This is a genomic window from Flavivirga aquatica (assembly GCF_001747085.1).
In the GTDB taxonomy this organism is placed as follows: Bacteria; Bacteroidota; Bacteroidia; order Flavobacteriales; family Flavobacteriaceae; genus Algibacter_C; species Algibacter_C aquatica.
Genome location: NZ_MDJD01000054.1, coordinates 1134803 through 1153372, shown reverse-complemented (window position 1 = coordinate 1153372; position 18570 = coordinate 1134803). Strand labels below are relative to the sequence as shown.

Sequence of the window (18570 nt, the reverse complement as noted above, 5' to 3'; positions counted from 1 at the left end):
AGGCATAAAAAAAGAGGCTTTTAAACCTCTTTTTATCTGAAAGTTTGCTTAGTTAAGTAGGTTTTTATATTTGTCTTTATAGCTATAAAGCGCAATAATGTTTAAAACAAGTAAACTTATTGCTGGTGCAATGTTTTCTGGATCTAATGTAGCATGGAATAATACAGCATTAACAGAAACACTCATTAAAATTAGAGCTAATAAAGCTCCAAATTTGTTGAATATTAGTGCTAATCCTGCTACTATTTCAACAATTGCAACTAATGTTAATGTTTTTGAATTAATTAAAGCGGCAAAATAGTCGCTAATCACTCCGGTTGGGTCTTCCATTGGAATAAAATGTAAAAATTTATTAAGCCCAAAAACCAATACAAATAGCCCAAGTATAATTCTTATAGCCATAAAAACTTTTGAATTCATAATAATATATTTATTAGTTAGTAGTCTGTAATATAGTAAAATAAAAACAAATACTGTACTTGGTGTCTGGAAATGAGGTGTTTAATTGTGTGTTACAACAGTTATTCTGAACAAAATGAAGAATCTTTAATTTAAAGACGCCTCATTTTGTTTAGAATAGTTATAAGGGTTACTTAATACTAATTCTACTGCCTTCACTATGGCTACTAAATTCTGGCGCATACATACTTTGTATGGTTGTAATACCATTACTCATATTACCAGTATTATTGACTCTTAAATCGTATTCAAAAACGTAAACGCCTTTTGGTAAATAGTCAAAAAAGAAATTGGTACTTGCATCTTTAGTACTTTCATAATAGCCCAAGCCATCTTGCCATTTGTATTTAGATAATATATTTGTAGGCTCTAAACCAGATGCTCTCATATCTTTCATATGTAGAAATTCCATATTTCTATCACTACGTAATTCTATTCTAACTCGAACCAAATCCCCCACTTGTAAATTAGTGTTTTTTGTGATTTCTGAAATCTCTTCACCTGTATCTATATTCTTTTTAAGAAATAACTTCTTTTTAAGTTTTAATGGTGTTTCCGCAGAGGTAATTTTATCTAAATCTTCAAAATATTGCCAATATAATCCACCCCAAGCAATACCATTACCTTTTTTAGTAAGTTTTACTTCTGCCATTTCAGGTTTAATTTCTGAAGTGTTCCAAGAGGTTTTATAATAACCCGTGCCTGCTTCAATTTTAACAGCTTCTAATTTTGAAGGGTTTATTTTTTGTCCGCCTATAATCACATCAACCATATCGGTTACGTTTAACCAATCACTACCTTGAAGTAATAAGGCATAAACAGCTTCGGTAGTTGCTTTGGTTGTTTTCCAACGATTGGTTTGTTTATTTTTAAGTAACCAAATTTTTAAGTTATCAATAGTTTGTATGTTATTTTCAATTTCAGCAAAAGCTTCAATTAAAAGCGCTTGTGTTTCAATAGGGGCTTGATACCAGTACCATGAGTTGGTGTTTGCTTTCCAATACATCCCCAGTTCCTCTGAAGTGATACTTGTTTCTCTTAAAGATTTCAAGATTTTAGTTGCGGTTTTTGGGTGATTGCCTCTATGTGCAACTAATGCCATTAAGCCTTTTGAGTATAATGACCTTTTTAGCCAATACTTTTGTATTTGAGTTTGGTAATACGCAATGATTTGTTCGACTTCTTTCGATTTTTCTATGTTAGGGAAGAAGCTACGCATGTATAAATAATGCAATTGTGTATAGCTTAAATGATCTTTAGTTAAATCAACATTCTTTTTATACTTTTTAATGTCTTTATATTCTTTTATAAATTGAGTATCTAAATATTTTAGGGCTTTTTTGATCATTAGCGAAGTCTCATTTGTATTGGAAGAAACAGAAAGCTGTTTTAAATGACCAAAGCCTGTGATAATATGTTGGGTAATGTATCTGTTATTTCTTCCTCCATTAAACCATGCCCAAGCACCAGAATTCATTTGGTTTGTTTTAAGTTTATTTATGGCAGACTGTAATTCATTATTCATTTTATTCAAATCGAATAATAGGGCGATACGTTTTTTCTGTTCTGTTTCACTTTGAGCATCACGAAGCCAAGGTGTTTCTTGTATGAGAATTGATTTTAGTTCCTCATTCTTTTCTAGATTAGAAAGTAGGGCATCTGTGTTTTTCCACTGGTTAAATACATCTTGAATTCTTGGGTTAGAATTCGCAATATGACTCGCTAACGCATTGGCGTAATAACGCGAGAATGTTTGTTCATTACACTCGTAAGGATATTCCATTAAATAGGGTAGTGCTTGAACAGCATACCATGCAGGGTTAGATGTTACTTCCAGAGTTAATTTATGATTTTTAAGTGTGGTAGATGCGTTATTTTTCAGTTTATCTAAAGTAAACGTTTTGGTTTGATTACTTCTAACCCACATAGGTAAAGTCTCGGTAACTAACATTCTGTTAGATAATATAGGTAAGACATTTTGTTCACCATCACTAAAATTTCCAGCTTTGGCTATAACCTTATATTGAACAGCTTGTATATTATCTGGAATAGATAAATTCCAAGATACTTGAGTATTGCCTTTGGCATCAACAGTAAATGGTTTATTGTTTTCAGAATTATTTAGTTTACTATCTATAGCGATTCCAGAAATAGCATCAAATAGTTGTAAAATAGCTTGACCTGAAAGTTGTTTTTCAGAAATGTTAGCAATTTTTGTACTTATACTAATTTGATCATCTGTTCTTAAAAACCTTGGAGCGTTAGGTATTACCATTAATTCTTTTTGCGTTACTGTGGTTAATGTTTTTGTAGCGCTTTCTAAAGTTTTGGTGTGGGCTAGCAATTGTAATTTCCATTGGGTTAAAGCTTCTGGTGTTGTAAAACTAAAACTAACGTTACCTTCTGTATCTGTTTTTAAATGAGGGAAAAAGAAAGCGGTTTCATTAAGGTTTTTACGGATCTTGATATTATCAAAGTTTACATCTTCTTTTTTCGAATTAGATGAGGGTTCATTAACTGCTATTGATGCACCTGAAACATTCTTTTTAACACTAGAATCAGATTCAGTCATAACAATTTCTTCCAGTTCCATATTATCTTCAGCAAGATTCAATCCTGACATTCTTCCTCTAAGAGCAGCTGGAGCATTTGCCATTCTTCTACTTTTTCTGGAATTATTACTTCCAAAATAAAACCCAAACCAGTTTAATTGATCATAACGAGTTTGTGGGTAATTGGGGTGTACATAATTATAGTAAACTCTAAAGTTTCTGGTACCAAAACTTTTGTTGGAACGACTATAACTATGTGAGTAGTAAGTTGATTTTTGTATTGGGTGAAAATTCCATGTATGGTTTTTAAATTGATCTAAAGAGGCATCATACATACTAGCCAATAATTCTGCTGCTACTTTATTTCCTTGAGCTCCTTTAATTTTAAAACTCCAAGTTTCATCTGTTCCTGGTTGTAGTTTATCTCTAAAGGTTTTTGTTTCAATATCTAAATCTGTTTTTTGGTAGGGGACAGATATTATTTGGGAACCAAATTTGTAGCTATTAAAAGCTGCAAAGCTATAGTTTACAGTAAAGCCTCCTAGGTCATTTGCTGTTACAGGAATACTTATCGTTTGTTTGCTATTGTTAAGTTTAACTATTTCTGTGTGAATTACTTTTTTATCCTTTTCAATATAAACAGTGATAGATATATTTTTGGAAGCAGATGCAAATGTTACTAAAGCATTGTCTCCAATATTATAGGAAGATTTATTTGTTGATAAACTAAACAATTGCTTGTCTGCTAATGTTTTGTCACTATTACTAAACAGTGTTGTTTTAATTTCGTCTTTAACTAATTGTCCAAATTTATCTTTACTTTCTAAAGTGATTAGATATTGTCCAGATTGCCATTTTTTAATTTTACCTAATTTAATAGCTTTAGATTTTTCTGTATCGAAAAATTCATCAAAAACTAACTTACCTTTTTCCCAATTATCAGGAAAGTGCTCGTTGTTATAAGCCTCATGAGGAAATAGTTTTTTAAAGGTTTCTTTAGATAACTCTTGGTAATCTGGAGCCTCCCACGGGCGTTGTCTTATAACTGTATTTGGAGCCTTTAGTTTGTAGATTTTTATGGTTCCTTTAGCAGGTACATATTCACCATTTAAATTTTTTGTGTCAATGCTAAGTGTGTGGTCTTTTTTTGTTTTATCTAAAAGAGTGTCGACAATAATATTAGCTGTTAACGCATGGTAACCAACATTTATTATTGTAGTAGTACTTCTGATTTCTCCATTTAAATCTGTAACATCTGCAGTAACTTCATAATTAAAAATAGGTAAACTAGATTGATCTACACTATTATCAGGAATAGCTTTAAATGTAATTTTAAATTCGCCGTTATCGTTAGTTATACTCTTACCATGTGTGATTTCTTGAGGTTCGCTATTAGTCCATGGACGATACCAAAAATACCATCTTGGATATTGTATCCTGCGGTGTACCCGATACACTACTTTGGCATCTGTAATTTTACTTCCAGCATAAGCTAAAGCAAGCCCTTTTATAGTTATAGAGTCGTTAATTTTAAACGTTTCTGTAACAGGTGTGAACTTGGTTTCAAATTTTGGACGTTTATATTCTTCAACAGAAAAATAATGTCTTTGCCTTAAAGCTTTTTTTGAAGCTTGAATTTCAATATAATATTGACCATTTAAACCACCATTTGGTAAAATAAATTCACCAGAAACAGAACCATATTCATTAGATTTTAAATCTAATTCTGAAACTTTTTCATCATTTGTATTGTGTAACGTAGCGAATACAGTTTCATTAGTAAAAGGTTCTGTGTTTATATTATCTTTCTTTACAAGTATAGATTTAAAGTATATGTTTTGTCCAGGACGGTAAATACTTCTATCTGTAAATAAAAATGAAGTATATTGTGTTGTTTCTTCTCTATCATTATACTGTTGGTTAGCATAATAATTTCCAAAATATGCTAACTCACCATCTTTAGTTACCTTAACATTAATATCTCTATAAGGTTTTTGAGTTTTTTCAATTTTAACTTCACCTAAATTATTGGTCGTAAAGTTTTTTGAGGTTCTATTATTATAATTTTTGTGGTAATAGGATAATTCTACATTCGCGTTTGTAATTGGGGCACCATTATTTCTATCAATAAGTTGGAATATTTTGTGCTGTGGCGTTTCAGTTTCAACCAAAGCCATATTGGTAACCTGTATAGAGCCATAAGCAAAAGTATTTTCATTATCTTTTAAAGAAGCCACAATTAAATAGTTACCATTATCAAGTTTTGGGATTAAAACCTCTGTTCGGTGTGTTTGGTAATCTTTTTCATTGCGCAAATTGTTACTCCATGTATTAGACGCTTTTAATTTTTTTATAAATGCTAATTGCTCTTCTTTTATATAAATTTTATTAAATTTTTCTAATTTATTTTTAGAGAGTTCATAAACTTTTAATTGAAGGGCTTCTATGTTCTTGTAAATAATTAATAAGCGAGAATCTTGTTGTATTGGTAAAAAATCTTCAGTTAAAATATGTAATGACTGTTGCTTAATTTCTTGTTTTAGAGCAATACTTTTTTTAGCACCTTTGCTTTTTGGGAATTTAGTAATAATAGCATCACAGGTTTCAATAGCTTCTTTTGCTTTCCATCTATTTTCAGCCTTAGTTTTTGGTTGATAGTCTTTGCTTTGTTCAAAGTAAATAGCGGCAATCTCATAATTGTATAAAGCAGAAGCTTTATGAGTTTTTAATAGCTCACTTTCTGTTTTTAAAGTATTTAATAGAAGTGATTGTTTATCATTAAAAGTAGCATATTGGGTTACAAATTTTAAACGCTCAATGTTTACATCAACTAAAGCAAAAGGCGCTTCATCTTTTAAATGAAACCTAATTAAATCTTTATAAATTTTTAATGCATTTAGTTGTAGCGAAGTTGAGTCTTTAGACGCTATATTTAAAGTTGAAAATGCTTCCGAATTAGCTAATAAACCTGTATTGTCAACTTCAAATTTATATGCAGGTTTTGTAATAGTTGTTTCATTTGTTTTATAGAATTCTAATGCATTATGGCTTAAGAAATCAAATAATGTGGGTCTATAAATTTTAGATTCTTTTTCTTCAGTTAATAAAGTATTATAGGTATCTAGTTTTTCCTGCTGAAGCATTAATCCGTTTTGTAACGAATTTTGATAATGTATATGTATTTCATTGAAAAGAGTTTGCAAATCCCAAGTTCTAAAGTCTACTAAGTCTACCTTCTCTTCTGTTTTGGTTCTATTATAAAATTGCCATCTATTTTCTTTAAAATATTGCCAATATAAATTGGCAAGTATGTTTTCCAAAACGTTTTTAATTGGGAACTCGCTAACTTCTATTTGCTTTTTAAAAGTATTAATAATTTTTAGCTGTGCGTTTTCCTCTAGAGTCAAAGCAAATTTGCTTTTAAAAAGCATGATCTTTATAAGCTGTGGATTGTTTTTGTCTTTTACAGCTTGTTTTTCAATGTCTTCAACAACTTTTAAAGCAGATTTAGGTAAACCATCAGCTTCAAATTGTTTAACTTTAGTCCACAAATCATTATAATTTTTGGTTTGCGAATTAGAAAAGTTAGCAATAAGTATAATTATTAATATGGATAATATCTGTTTCATTTATGCTGAATTTAGTTCAGTATTTATTTAAATAGTCACTCTAAGATACTTTCAAAAGTTATACCAAAACGACTTGAATGCGTAAACAGTATCTTTGGTTGAGTGAAAGTAGGTTTTTTATGAGTAAAAAGTAATTAAATTTTTATAATTATAGTAAAAATAAGATGTTTATGTTATTAAAAAGCAAATCTTAATTTTTAATATTTAAGAGTTTCAATTGAAATCTTATTTTTGCGATAATTACTAAATCATTATGAATAAACTTTTGCTCATACTTCTATTCCCTATCGTGGCCATTTGTCAATCTACAAATCTGGATGAGGTGGATGTGTATTTTAAAAAAAAGGAGTTTAAAAAAGCCGAAAGTTTAATCACTAAATATTTAAAAACTCACCCAGATAATATAAAAGCATTAGAATTATTAGGAGATACATATGGGCACCAAAAAAAATGGGACGATGCTATTAAACAATATAAAAAGTTAGTAGACAAAAATCAAAATAGTGCTAATTATCATTATAAACATGGAGGAGCTTTAGGCATGAAAGCACTATCTATAAATAAAATAAAAGCACTTGGTATTATTGGAGACGTGAAAAGCGCATTTTTAAAAGCAGCAGAATTAGATTCAAATCATATAGAATCCCGCTGGGCATTAGTAGAATTATATATGCAGTTACCAGCTATTATTGGAGGCAGTAAAGAAAAATCATTACACTACGCAGCCGAATTAGAAAACCTCTCCAAGGTAGATGGTTATTTAGCAAAAGGCTATGTTTACGAATATGACGATGAACCCGAGTTGGCCGAGAAATATTATAAATTAGCAATAAAAGAAGGCGGTTCGTTAAACTGTTTTAATAAACTCACTAGTTTTTATAAAAAAGAAAACAAACCCGAAAAAGCTATTAAAAATATTGAAGAAGCGCAGCAAAAACTTCAGCGAAACGCACTTCATTATCAAATAGGAAAAGTAGCTGCAGAATATAATATCGAATTACAAAAAGGCGAGCAATGCTTGTTAACCTATTTAAAAAATTATTCAGCTAAAGATGGTGTTCCTATCGCTTGGGCACATTACCGTTTGGCACAAATACATATGCATCAAAAAAATAAAGAAAAAGCATTGAAGTATATTAATTTAGCTATTAAGGAACTTCCAGAAATAAAACCATTTAAGACGCATAAAGAGAAAATTTTGAATCTCTAATATTTGGACGTTCCCCAAGGGTCGGGCTTTACATTACAATCTTTTTGTTTGTACCTCACAAAAAGGATTTTCATTTCAATCCCTAACGCGCAAGTATAATTATAATTTTAAGTCAAGACTTTTTTCTAAAAAAAAGAATCAAAAGCAATTTCAAGATTAATTATTCGAGAATTCGAAGTGAAAAAACTATATTTGAAATATTCAAAAACAACTCATGAACGTACATTTTATAGCTATAGGTGGAGCGGCAATGCACAACTTAGCTTTAGCACTACAAAATAAAGGATATCAAGTAACTGGAAGTGATGATGCTATATTTGAACCTTCAAAATCAAGGTTAGAAGTAAAAGGCTTATTACCAGAAGCATTTGGTTGGTATCCAGAAAAAGTAACGAGTAGTTTAGATGCTATAGTATTGGGTATGCATGCCAAAGCAGATAACCTAGAGTTATTAAAAGCCCAAGAATTAGGCTTAAAAATATATAGTTATCCAGAGTTCTTATACGAGCAGTCCAAGCATAAAACAAGAGTTGTAATAGGAGGAAGTCATGGTAAAACAACCATAACTTCGATGATTCTTCACGTTATGCATTATCACGATAGAGATGTCGATTATATGGTAGGTGCACAATTAGAAGGGTTTGATGTCATGGTTAAGCTCACAAGTAATAATGATTTTATTGTTCTAGAAGGCGATGAATATTTAAGCTCACCAATAGACAGGCGACCAAAATTTCATTTATACAAACCTAATATCGCTTTATTAAGCGGTATTGCTTGGGATCATATAAACGTATTTCCAACCTATGAAAATTATGTAGAGCAGTTTAGAATTTTTGTAGATTCTATAGTAGATGGAGGAAGTATTAACTATAACGAAGAAGACCGAGAAGTAAAACGTGTTGTAGAAGCATCGCAAAACCCTATTAGAAAAATAGCATATCAAACTCCAGAATATACAATTGAAAATGGAGAAACACTTATAGACACTCCAGAAGGTCCTTTACCAATAGAAGTATTCGGAAAACATAATTTAAATAATCTGGCAGGTGCTAAATGGATTTGTCAGCATATGGGTATTGACGAAGACGATTTTTATGAAGCCATTGCAACATTTAAAGGTGCAAGCAAGCGTTTAGAAAAAATAGCAGAAAGTAACGCAAGTGTAGCTTATAAAGACTTTGCGCACTCACCAAGTAAGGTAGAAGCGACTACCAAAGCCGTAAAAGAACAGTACGAGAACCGAACATTGGTAGCTTGTTTAGAATTGCATACCTATAGTAGTTTAAATGCAGAGTTTTTAAAAGAATACAAAGGCGCATTAGATGCCGCAGATGTAGCTGTAGTGTTTTATTCACCAGATGCTGTAGAAATTAAAAAACTTGAAAAAGTCACTCATGATCAAATTGCTACAGCATTTGAGCGTGATGATTTAATTATTTATACTAACCCAGACGATTTTAAAACGTTTTTATTTAATCAAAATTTTGATAACAAAGCTCTGCTCTTGATGAGTTCTGGTAATTATGGAGGTTTGGATTTTGATGAGGTAAAAGGATTGTTTTAAATTTTCAACCTTCTATTAAATTAATTATAGGTTTACTTATTAACTAGACGTTTTATATACTCTTTATTGTTTAAAGTTATTTTCATTAAATAAATACCTTTATCTAGATTTTTAGTTGGAACTTTAATTCTAGAGCTATTAGTTTGAATTTTTAAACCCTTGTGATTTAATATTAATTTACCTTCTATGTTATAGATACCTAAATCCATTGAATGACTACATTTAAATAAAATACTTTCTAGATAAACCTCTTTGCTATTAGATGGATTTGGACATAATTTAATCGTTTTTTTTACAGGAGAAATACTCAATTTATTTGATAAAGGATTGTTGCCAGTATACAAACCCTTAGCCCAAGCACTTCCTTTTAATGCAAGCCAGAAAACATTTAAATTTTCTGGATCTGGTTTTAAGTCGGTAATAACATCGGGTTGACCTAAATTATTACTAATTTTTAACCAAGTACTGCCACATCAAATGAGACATAAGCACTAGGGTTAAATAGGGTTACAGAATTATTGTTTTTGGCATTTTGTAAAGCAACATTAACAGTAATTAAATTAGGGTTTAGTGGAGAGGTCTCAGATTGCCAAACGTAAGGCATATCAAAAATTTTAATCCATGTTACTCCAGCATCAGAGTTTTTCCAAACGCCACCTTCATTAACATTTCCACTGGTAAATCGCCCACATGATATAAAAATATCTTCAGTAGCTTTATCTACAAACACATTGTTTACCGCTTTTATTTCAGAAGGGATAATAACTTTATTCCAGAATTGTCCACTATTATCAGAAAAATATAAACCACCAGGAGCACCATTTTTAGATTCATTTAAGGCAGGATACATTTGCCATGGTTTTTTAGGATTAAATGTAATTCTACGAACACTCATGTCTGCAGGCATACCACTATTTGAAGTTTGCCAAGTGAGTCCACCATCAAAACTTCTTTTTACACCAAGATCCTCAGGAAGTGTTGTTATCCTGAAAGCAGAATTAACTTCGGCAATAGGGTTAGCCATGGTGCAGAAATACATTCTTTCAGGTTTCTTTGGATTAATAAGAAGGTTGTATTGAAAAATATGATCTAAAGATTCATTGGTTCCTGAGTAGTCACCATCAAAAGCAAAAGCAAAATTATTCCAAGTCACTCCACCATCTGTAGTTTTACGTAAATAGCCTCTATGATTTTGACGAAATTGCAATGTGAAAATCGTATTAGGGTCATTAGGATGTATTGCAACAGAAGCTATAGATTTGGCACCTCCATGATGTACTTGACCTTCAATTTGTTGAACAGCCACAGTTAAATCATCTACATTAGGGAATCCAGTTGTATCGGTAGTTTGCCAAAGACCATGTTCTCCACTACATAATAGTTTACGATTAGGAACTCCTGTTTCTAACAATAAAAATCGACCAGGTAGATTACTGTCTCCCCGTCCAATCCATTTTTTGCTTCCAATTGACGTTTCAAAATTATCTACAGGACCCCAACTAGCACCTCCATTATTTGATCGTAAAGTTTGTTGATCAATACTAATAAATACATTTCCATTAGCAATTAGTTTCTAAAAAACGATTACCAGAAATTTCATTGCGTTCTTGAAGTTCTCTTTCTAAATGTGAAAATTTTACATTTACATTGTTTGGACTGTTTCTTGAAGTCCAATAAGCATCATCTCTAGAGCTGTACCAATAACTGCTAGATCTAGCACAAGGAAACCAGTTATTTCCGCCATCTTCAGTTTTCCAGACGTCCCTAGGCTCAAATGTAAAATCGTGCTTAGCATTAAAAGAAATATAAATTTCATTTTCATTATTAGGGTTAACCACTAAACGATTATATACTGCAAGAATATTAGATGGAGGTAATTGATTATATGTAGATTTAGCACTTGCTTTTGGAATACCTAACCAGTACGATATGGCTCTATAATATTTATCTCCAACACTAAAGTTATCTATTCCAGCAGGATTGTCAAACCCTCCATTTGAAGAAGATGTAATACGTACTCCTAAGTTGCCAGTAATATTAGTCCAAGTAGCACCAAAATCTGAACTTTTATATAGTATCAGTAATTTTATAAAAGAATAGACGTTCTATAGTGATTAAATTGCTTCTCATATTAACAATATTTATATTTATCAAATGCAAGACAAGCCATTGTCATTTTCAATAAAAGATTGGGCAGAAAATGATCGACCTCGAGAAAAACTACTAAATAAAGGAAAAGAAACATTAAGTGATGCCGAATTAATAGCCATATTAATTGGTTCAGGTAATAGAAATGAAAGTGCTGTAGGGTTAAGTAAACGTATTTTAGCAACAGTAAATAATAATTTAAGTGCATTAGGTAAATTGTCTATTAAACAACTTAAGGAGTTTAATGGTATTGGAGAGGCTAAAGCAGTAGCGATTGCAGGAGCTTTAGAGTTAGGGAGAAGGAGAAGAGAAGAGGAGGCTTTAGAGAAAGTGAAAATAGAATCAAGTAACTCGGTTTTTGAGCTTATGCAGCCCGTTATAGGCGAGCTTCAACATGAAGAGTTTTGGATTATCTATTTAAATAACTCTAATAAAGTCATTCAAAAAAATCAATTAAGCAAAGGTAGTATTACGGGAACTTTAGTAGATGTGCGTTTGGTTTTAAAAAATGCATTAGAAGTAGGGGCTGTTGGATTAATATTGGCACATAATCACCCTTCTGAAGCTTTAAACCCTAGTGAAGCAGATAAACAAATTACTCAAAAATTAAAAATTGCAGCACAAAGTTTAGATATAAAAGTCTTAGATCACCTAATTATAACAGAAAAAGCATATTTTAGTTTTGCAGATCAAGGAATTTTGTAAATTAATTTAATATTAAAAATTGTCCACTAAGAATGTTATTAGTTTATACTCACAAAATATCACCTAGATTAAAATATGTTTTTAAGCATATTTGCACAAGAGTTTTAGGTATTAAGGTTGGGTTTACTACAAAAATAGAAGAGTTTATTGCTCATGACAATATGAAAATGTCATATACTAAGCAACAGCTAGGAAATGAGTTTTTTGTTAAAAGTCATGATATATTATTTGAACAAGGCCTTAGTGAGATAGAGATTAATATTCAGAATTGGGATGAAACAAAGTGCTTTTTTTTCAATGGTGATAAAAGTGCAATTCCTTTCGATATTTTTTCGGCAGCCTTTTATTTGTTATCACGATATGAAGAGTATTTACCTCATGTTAAGGATGAATATGGACGTTTTATTGCAATAGAAAGTTTAGCATATAAAGAAGGGTTTTTGGAACAACCTGTTGTAGATATTTGGGCTTATAAATTTAAAGAAGCGTTGCAAAAACAGTTTTCGAAATTTAAATTTCCAACAAAAAAGTATAGTATAAAACCTATTATTGATGTGCCCAGTGCATATAATTATAAGTTGAAAAGTATTATAAGAACCTTAGGAGGTTCTATTAGAGATTTAACTAGATTTAAATTTAAAAATTTATATATTAGGTTTGTAGTGATTTTAGGTTTTCAACATGATCCTTTTGATACTTTTAAATATATAATAAATAAACAAAAACAGACTAAGTTTAAATTTTTATTCTTTTTTTTAGTAGGAGATTATTCAACTTATGATAAAGGGATTAATCCCAATAAAAAGAAATTTGCATCACTTATTAAGCGCGTTGCAGATTATTCTAGGGTAGGAGTGAAAATATCTTTTTTTGGTATAGATAAAATATCTATTTTAAAAAAAGAAAAATCACGAATGGAAGATATTTTGAATACCACATTAAAGGCTTCGAGACAATCTTTTTCAAAACTTAATTTACCAGAAGCGTATAGAAATCTTGTGGAATTAGAAATTCAAGAAGATTATACTATGGGATATGTAGATCATGTAGGATTTAGAGCAGGTTCTTGTACACCTTTTTTGTTTTATGATTTGGGTTATGAAGTACAAACGCCTTTAATGATTAATTCATACCATACTATGGATTATGCGCTATTAAAAAATCGATCATTATTAGATAAAAAGAAAGTTTTAAATGAAATCATTAACCAAGTAAAACAGGTAAATGGTGAGTTTATTCCTGTGTTTCATAATTATACGTTTAACGATTTAGGAAACTGGAAAGGATTTAAAGAGTTGTTTAATATTATTTTAGAATCAGTAGATGAAGCTTAAAGGAATTACAGATGTTTTTTTTGATTTAGATCATACTTTATGGGATTTTGATAAAAACTCAGCTTTAACATTTGAGAAAATTTTCAAAATAAATAACGTAAATATTAATGTAAACGATTTCCTGACTCATTATATTTACATAAACTTAAAGTATTGGAAGCTTTACAGAGAAGATAAAATTGAAAAAAAGGCATTGCGTTTTTGTAGATTGAACGATACATTTAAAGCTGTTGGTTTTCATGTAGATGATGATTTGATATATAAATTATCTGAGGATTATATAATTTATTTAACTTCCTATAACCATTTAATAGAGAATACTTCTGAAATTTTAGATTATTTAAGTTCTAATTACAAACTACATATTATTACTAATGGATTTGATGAGGTACAGCAGGGGAAATTGGAAAAATCTAAAATAGATAAATATTTTAAAACAGTTACTAATTCCGAATTAGCAGGTGCTAAAAAACCAAATCCAATAATTTTTGAATATGCGTTAAATAAAGCCGGGGCAAAAATAGAATCTAGTATTATGATTGGGGATAGTTATGAAGCTGATATTACGGGAGCGTTAAATTTTGGAATGGAAGCTATTTTTTTTGACATTAATACTGTAACTTTAAATACAAATATCAAAAGAGTAACTAATTTATTGGACTTAAAGGATTATTTATAAGTAACTCTTAAAATCGTTTATAGTATAAAAATGTTAAAACAAAAAGGAAAGTATATAATATTAAGTCTTCTACTAGCAATTATGTTTAGTTGCACGAAGGCTGTAGATTTTAATCAGGCAGATGATTTAAAAATAGAGCCAGTTGTAGAGTCTAGTATAGTGTTCTTTAAAGGAACTGCTAGTAATTTTTTTGCTGGAGGAAGTGAGGTAAGTGTAATTCAAGACGCTATTAGTATTAGTGTTTTTGATGATGATTTTATTCAGGACAATCTAGTGAAGTCCGAATTTGTTTTTGAATCGACAAACTCTTTTAATAGAGGTTTTTCAATGCAAATAGATTTTTTAAATGAAATAAATGAAGTACACCATACACTTACGTTTACAGCACCCGCTTCTCCTTCTAATCAAGATGTAGTTACAACACATACAGAAGTTTTTGAAGGGGATTCGTTGACGGATTTAAAAAATACTAAATCATTAGTAATTACATTAACGATGCTTTCAGGAACCCCAATAACATTAAATACCGTAGGAGAAATTAATTTACAATCTAAAGGTGTTTTTTATTTAAACATAGAATCATAATAATGAAGATAGCCCCCTTTTTACTTATATTTTTTACAGGCCTAAGTTTTTCGCAAAATAAGCAGTTGTTATATGGTTTTTCAGAAATACCACAATCCTTATTGTTAAATCCTGGAGGTAAAATATCAGAAAACAAGGGGTATTTTGGAATACCATTATTGTCACACTTACATCTAAATATAGGTTCTTCTGGAGTTTCTGCTTACGATTTATTTGCAGACGATGGTATCGATTTTAACACTAAGTTAGAAAACGTTGTAAATAATATGAAACCAGAAGATTTTTTTACTGCTACGCAGCAGCTAGAAATTTTTTCAGGAGGATTTGAGTTTGGAAATACTCATGAAAAAAGCGAATACTTAAGTTTTGGGCTTTATCAGGAATTAGATTTTATTGCATATTTTCCTAAAGATTATGCTATTTTGGCTTTAGAGGGTAACCAAAGTAATATAAATAAACCTTTTAAATTAGACCATTTAAGCTTAAGTGCAGATGTTCTTTCTGTATTTCACGTTGGCTATAATAAAAAAGTAAACTCTAAATTTACTTATGGCGTAAGAGGTAAAATTTATTCCAGTATAGCTAATATTAATTCAGTAAAAAATAAAGGGAGCTTTATTACTGTGCCTGGACAAAATAATATATATAATCATGTTTTCGATTTAGATTTAGAAGCAAGAACATCTGGTATCGCAAGTTTAGTAGATGATAATAGTGAAGAGGATTATGATGAAAATGAGAATATAAAAACGATTAGAAAACGACTCATGTTTGGAGGTAATCTAGGTTTAGGAATGGATTTAGGGTTTACATATCAAATAACAGATCAATTGACTTTCGATTCTAGTTTATTAGATATAGGGTTTATTAGGCATTCTAAAGATGTAGAAAGTTATAAAGTAAAGGATCGTTTTGTTTTTGAAGGGGTAGATCCACTTATTGTACCAACAGAGCAAGGGCAGACAGCAGATGAATATTGGACTGATATAGAAGAAGAATTTGAAGATTTATTTACTGTAGATACCACAGCCACAAAATATACGACATGGCGTCCTGTAAAGTTTAATGCGTCTTTAAATTATGCATTTGGTGAGAAGCTAAGTGAGGATTGTAATTGTATAATGGAAGACAGTCCTTATTTAAATGCTGTAGGAGCTCAATTATATGCTATTAAAAGGCCAAAAAGCCCGCAATTAGCTTTAACTGCTTATTATTATAGAAGACTTTTTAATGGGTTACGAGTAAAAGCAACATACACTATAGATTCATATTCTTTTAATAATATTGGTTTAGGGCTTTCTGCTCATTTAGGAGGTGCTAACTTTTATCTTATGGCAGATAATTTTATAGAATATAGAAATGTATATAATGTACAAAGTGTATCTTTACAATTTGGATTTAATTATATATTTAATAAAAATGAAGACTAAATTTTTTTCTATTGTTATAACATGTTTCATTGTAACAACTGTATTTTCTCAATCAAATTTAAATAATTATAAATATATTATTGTTCCAAATAAATTTGATTTTTTAAAACAAAAAGACCAATATCAATTAAATTCATTAACAAAGTTTTTATTTAATAAATATGGGTTTGAAGCTTTAGTTGAAGGTCAAAATTATCCTGAAGATCTAGTTAGAAACAGATGTTTAGCATTAAGATCTAATGTTATTAAAGGATCTGGTCTTTTTAAAACAAAACTGAATGTAGTACTTAAAGATTGTAATGATAAAGTAGTTTATACATCAGGAGCAGGAGAAAGTCGAGAAAAAGAATATAAGACAGCTTATAACTTAGCTATAAGAGCAGCCTTTAAATCAATTGAAGCGCTTAACTATAAATATAAACCAACCGAAAGTATAACGTCTTTAGGAACACCTAAAGTTAATCCTGTTAAAAGTGAAGTTGCTGAAGAAATACAACAATTAAGAGAAGAAATACAGAGTTTAAAAAAAGAGAAAGAAGCCGTAGTTTCAAAGGAAGAAGAAGCTTCTGTGGTTGTAAAGCAAGAACCTGAAACAGTCGTTGAAGAGTCTATGAAAGCGGAGAAAAAAGTGTTATATGCGCAGGAAATTGAAAATGGATTTCAATTGGTAGATAGTTCTCCAAAAGTGATTTATAAAATTAAAAGTACTCAATTAAAAGAGGTCTATTTAGTTGAAAATAAAAGTGCTATTATATATAAAAAAGGAGACGATTGGGTTATAGAATATTATACAGATAATGTTGTAAGGCAGTTTGTATTGAATATTAAATTCTAATTAAAAAATAATCTTAAGTTACTACAATAAATAAATTAATAATTATACTTTTCCTTCCAGCGCTGTTTTAAAAATTCGCGATGTGCATGTTCTCTAGCGTTACTTCCAGGTTCATAAAGCTTTGTGTTTTTAATTTCTTCGGGTAGAAATTCTTGATCAGCAAAATTAGATTCATAATTATGAGCATACTTATAATTATCACCATACCCAAGCTCTTTCATGAGTTTGGTTGGAGCATTCCTAATTTCTAACGGAACACTTAAATCCCCTGTTTCCTTTACAAGTTGTTGCGCTTTACCAATAGCCATATATGCAGCATTGCTTTTTGGAGAACAAGCTAAATAAGTAGCGCATTGGCTAAGTATGATTCTTGATTCAGGAAAACCAATAGTTGAAACAGCTTGAAACGTATTGTTAGCAATAACTAAAGCTGTTGGATTTGCATTACCAATATCTTCACTAGCCGAAATAAGTAAACGTCTAGCTATAAATTTTACATCTTCACCACCTTCAATCATCCGAGCAAGCCAATAAACGGCTGCATTAGGATCACTGCCCCGTATGGATTTTATAAATGCTGAAATAATATCGTAATGTTGTTCGCCAGTTTTATCATAACGTACGGTGTTGTTTTGAATTTTTTGTAAAACGACATCGTCAGTAATTACTATGTTATCCGAGTCATAAGAATTTACTATAAGTTCAAATACATTAAGAAGCTTTCTAGCATCACCTCCAGAGACTTTTAAAAGTGCTTTTGTTTCTTTAAGCGTTATATTTTTTTTAGATATATATTCATCATTTTCAATAGCACGTCTTAAAAGTGTTTCTAAATCATTTTTATCAAAAGCATTTAAAATGTATACTTGGCAACGAGATAAAAGTGCAGATATAACTTCAAAGCTTGGATTTTCAGTAGTTGCCCCAATTAATGTAATCCAACCTTTTTCTACAGCCTGTAATAAGGAGTCTTGTTGAGATTTACTAAATCTATGAATTTCATCAATAAACAAAATAGGGTTTTTAGTAGTGAATAAACCCCCGCTTTGTTTTGCTTTTTCAATAACCTCTCTAATATCTTTAACACCAGAATTTATAGCACTTAATGTATAAAAAGGTCTGCCAGATGCAGTAGCAATAATGTTAGCAAGTGTTGTTTTTCCAGTACCGGGAGGTCCCCAAAAAATCATTGACGGTATTAAACCTTGTTTAATGTGCTGCGTTAGTAGCCCTTGTTTCCCAACTAAATGTGATTGACTCACATAGTCATCTAAAATCTTAGGTCTTAATCGTTCAGCTAATGGTTCATTCATAAAGTAAAATTAGTATATTTTTTTGTTTTTAACGTGTCCTTTTGTAAAACAGGACAGTACTTTATTTGTGTAAGGTTTATTTATGTTGATCTTATAAAAATATATGTGGCTTAGTTTACGTTGT

General features: G+C 30.4%; 15 protein-coding genes. 9 read left to right on the top strand and 6 right to left on the bottom strand.

Annotated features, from left to right (window positions below):
• Positions 1-48: 48 nt before the first annotated feature.
• Together A8C32_RS19175 and A8C32_RS19170 are read right to left on the bottom strand one after the other, a co-directional pair.
• Entirely contained in the window at positions 49-420 is a 372-nt protein-coding gene (locus A8C32_RS19175) for a DoxX family membrane protein (protein WP_069831985.1), read from the bottom strand.
• A gap of 169 nt (positions 421-589) precedes the next feature.
• Positions 590-6640, bottom strand: a complete 6051-nt coding sequence (locus A8C32_RS19170; RefSeq protein ID WP_069831984.1) for an alpha-2-macroglobulin family protein — start codon at positions 6638-6640, stop codon at positions 590-592.
• Positions 6641-6893: 253 nt separating this feature from the next.
• On the opposite strand from A8C32_RS19170, the gene A8C32_RS19165 reads away from it, so the two are divergent.
• Both A8C32_RS19165 and A8C32_RS19160 read left to right on the top strand, forming a co-directional pair.
• Positions 6894-7850, top strand: a complete 957-nt coding sequence (locus A8C32_RS19165) for a tetratricopeptide repeat protein (RefSeq protein ID WP_069831983.1) — start codon at positions 6894-6896, stop codon at positions 7848-7850.
• A gap of 214 nt (positions 7851-8064) precedes the next feature.
• A complete protein-coding gene (locus tag A8C32_RS19160) occupies positions 8065-9417 on the top strand; it encodes a UDP-N-acetylmuramate--L-alanine ligase (protein ID WP_069831982.1) in 1353 nt (450 codons plus the stop codon).
• 32 nt (positions 9418-9449) lie between these two features.
• Here the strand turns inward: A8C32_RS19160 and A8C32_RS21565 are convergent, their stop codons facing one another.
• Positions 9450-9728: a T9SS type A sorting domain-containing protein gene (locus A8C32_RS21565; RefSeq protein WP_165605869.1), complete on the bottom strand. Its 279-nt coding sequence runs from the start codon at positions 9726-9728 to the stop codon at positions 9450-9452.
• Between A8C32_RS21565 and A8C32_RS20825 the strand changes: the two genes are divergently transcribed.
• Positions 9670-9852: a hypothetical protein gene (locus A8C32_RS20825; protein ID WP_069831981.1), complete on the top strand. Its 183-nt coding sequence runs from the start codon at positions 9670-9672 to the stop codon at positions 9850-9852. The two genes, A8C32_RS21565 and A8C32_RS20825, sit on opposite strands and share 59 nt — an antisense overlap.
• 19 nt (positions 9853-9871) lie before the next feature.
• Here the strand turns inward: A8C32_RS20825 and A8C32_RS19150 are convergent, their stop codons facing one another.
• Together A8C32_RS19150 and A8C32_RS19145 are read right to left on the bottom strand one after the other, a co-directional pair.
• Positions 9872-10828: a WD40/YVTN/BNR-like repeat-containing protein gene (locus tag A8C32_RS19150; protein WP_069831980.1), complete on the bottom strand. Its 957-nt coding sequence runs from the start codon at positions 10826-10828 to the stop codon at positions 9872-9874.
• 148 nt (positions 10829-10976) lie between these two features.
• The gene (locus A8C32_RS19145) at positions 10977-11255 is read right to left on the bottom strand and encodes a hypothetical protein (RefSeq protein WP_069831979.1); all 279 of its coding nucleotides are present in this window, start codon (positions 11253-11255) and stop codon (positions 10977-10979) included.
• A 316-nt stretch (positions 11256-11571) separates the two neighbouring features.
• On the opposite strand from A8C32_RS19145, the gene radC reads away from it, so the two are divergent.
• From radC to A8C32_RS19115, 6 genes are read left to right on the top strand one after another with little or no spacing between them, the layout of a single operon-like run.
• Complete coding sequence (gene radC, locus A8C32_RS19140) at positions 11572-12270, top strand: RadC family protein (RefSeq protein ID WP_069831978.1); 699 nt, start codon at positions 11572-11574, stop codon at positions 12268-12270.
• A 32-nt stretch (positions 12271-12302) separates the two neighbouring features.
• Positions 12303-13604 (top strand): polysaccharide deacetylase family protein, encoded by a 1302-nt coding sequence (locus tag A8C32_RS19135; protein WP_069831977.1) that lies wholly within the window; start codon positions 12303-12305, stop codon positions 13602-13604.
• Complete coding sequence (locus A8C32_RS19130; protein ID WP_069831976.1) at positions 13594-14283, top strand: YjjG family noncanonical pyrimidine nucleotidase; 690 nt, start codon at positions 13594-13596, stop codon at positions 14281-14283. Before A8C32_RS19135 ends, A8C32_RS19130 begins: the two co-directional genes overlap by 11 nt.
• A 30-nt stretch (positions 14284-14313) precedes the next feature.
• Complete coding sequence (locus tag A8C32_RS19125) at positions 14314-14868, top strand: hypothetical protein (protein WP_069831975.1); 555 nt, start codon at positions 14314-14316, stop codon at positions 14866-14868.
• A gap of 2 nt (positions 14869-14870) precedes the next feature.
• Complete coding sequence (locus A8C32_RS19120) at positions 14871-16298, top strand: DUF5723 family protein (RefSeq protein ID WP_069831974.1); 1428 nt, start codon at positions 14871-14873, stop codon at positions 16296-16298.
• Positions 16288-17133, top strand: a complete 846-nt coding sequence (locus A8C32_RS19115; RefSeq protein ID WP_069832108.1) for a hypothetical protein — start codon at positions 16288-16290, stop codon at positions 17131-17133. Before A8C32_RS19120 ends, A8C32_RS19115 begins: the two co-directional genes overlap by 11 nt.
• Before the next feature lie 35 nt (positions 17134-17168).
• Here A8C32_RS19115 and A8C32_RS19110 read toward each other — a convergent pair whose 3' ends face one another.
• On the bottom strand, positions 17169-18446 hold the full coding sequence (locus A8C32_RS19110; RefSeq protein WP_069831973.1) for a replication-associated recombination protein A: 1278 nt from the start codon (positions 18444-18446) through the stop codon (positions 17169-17171).
• Positions 18447-18570: the final 124 nt, after the last annotated feature.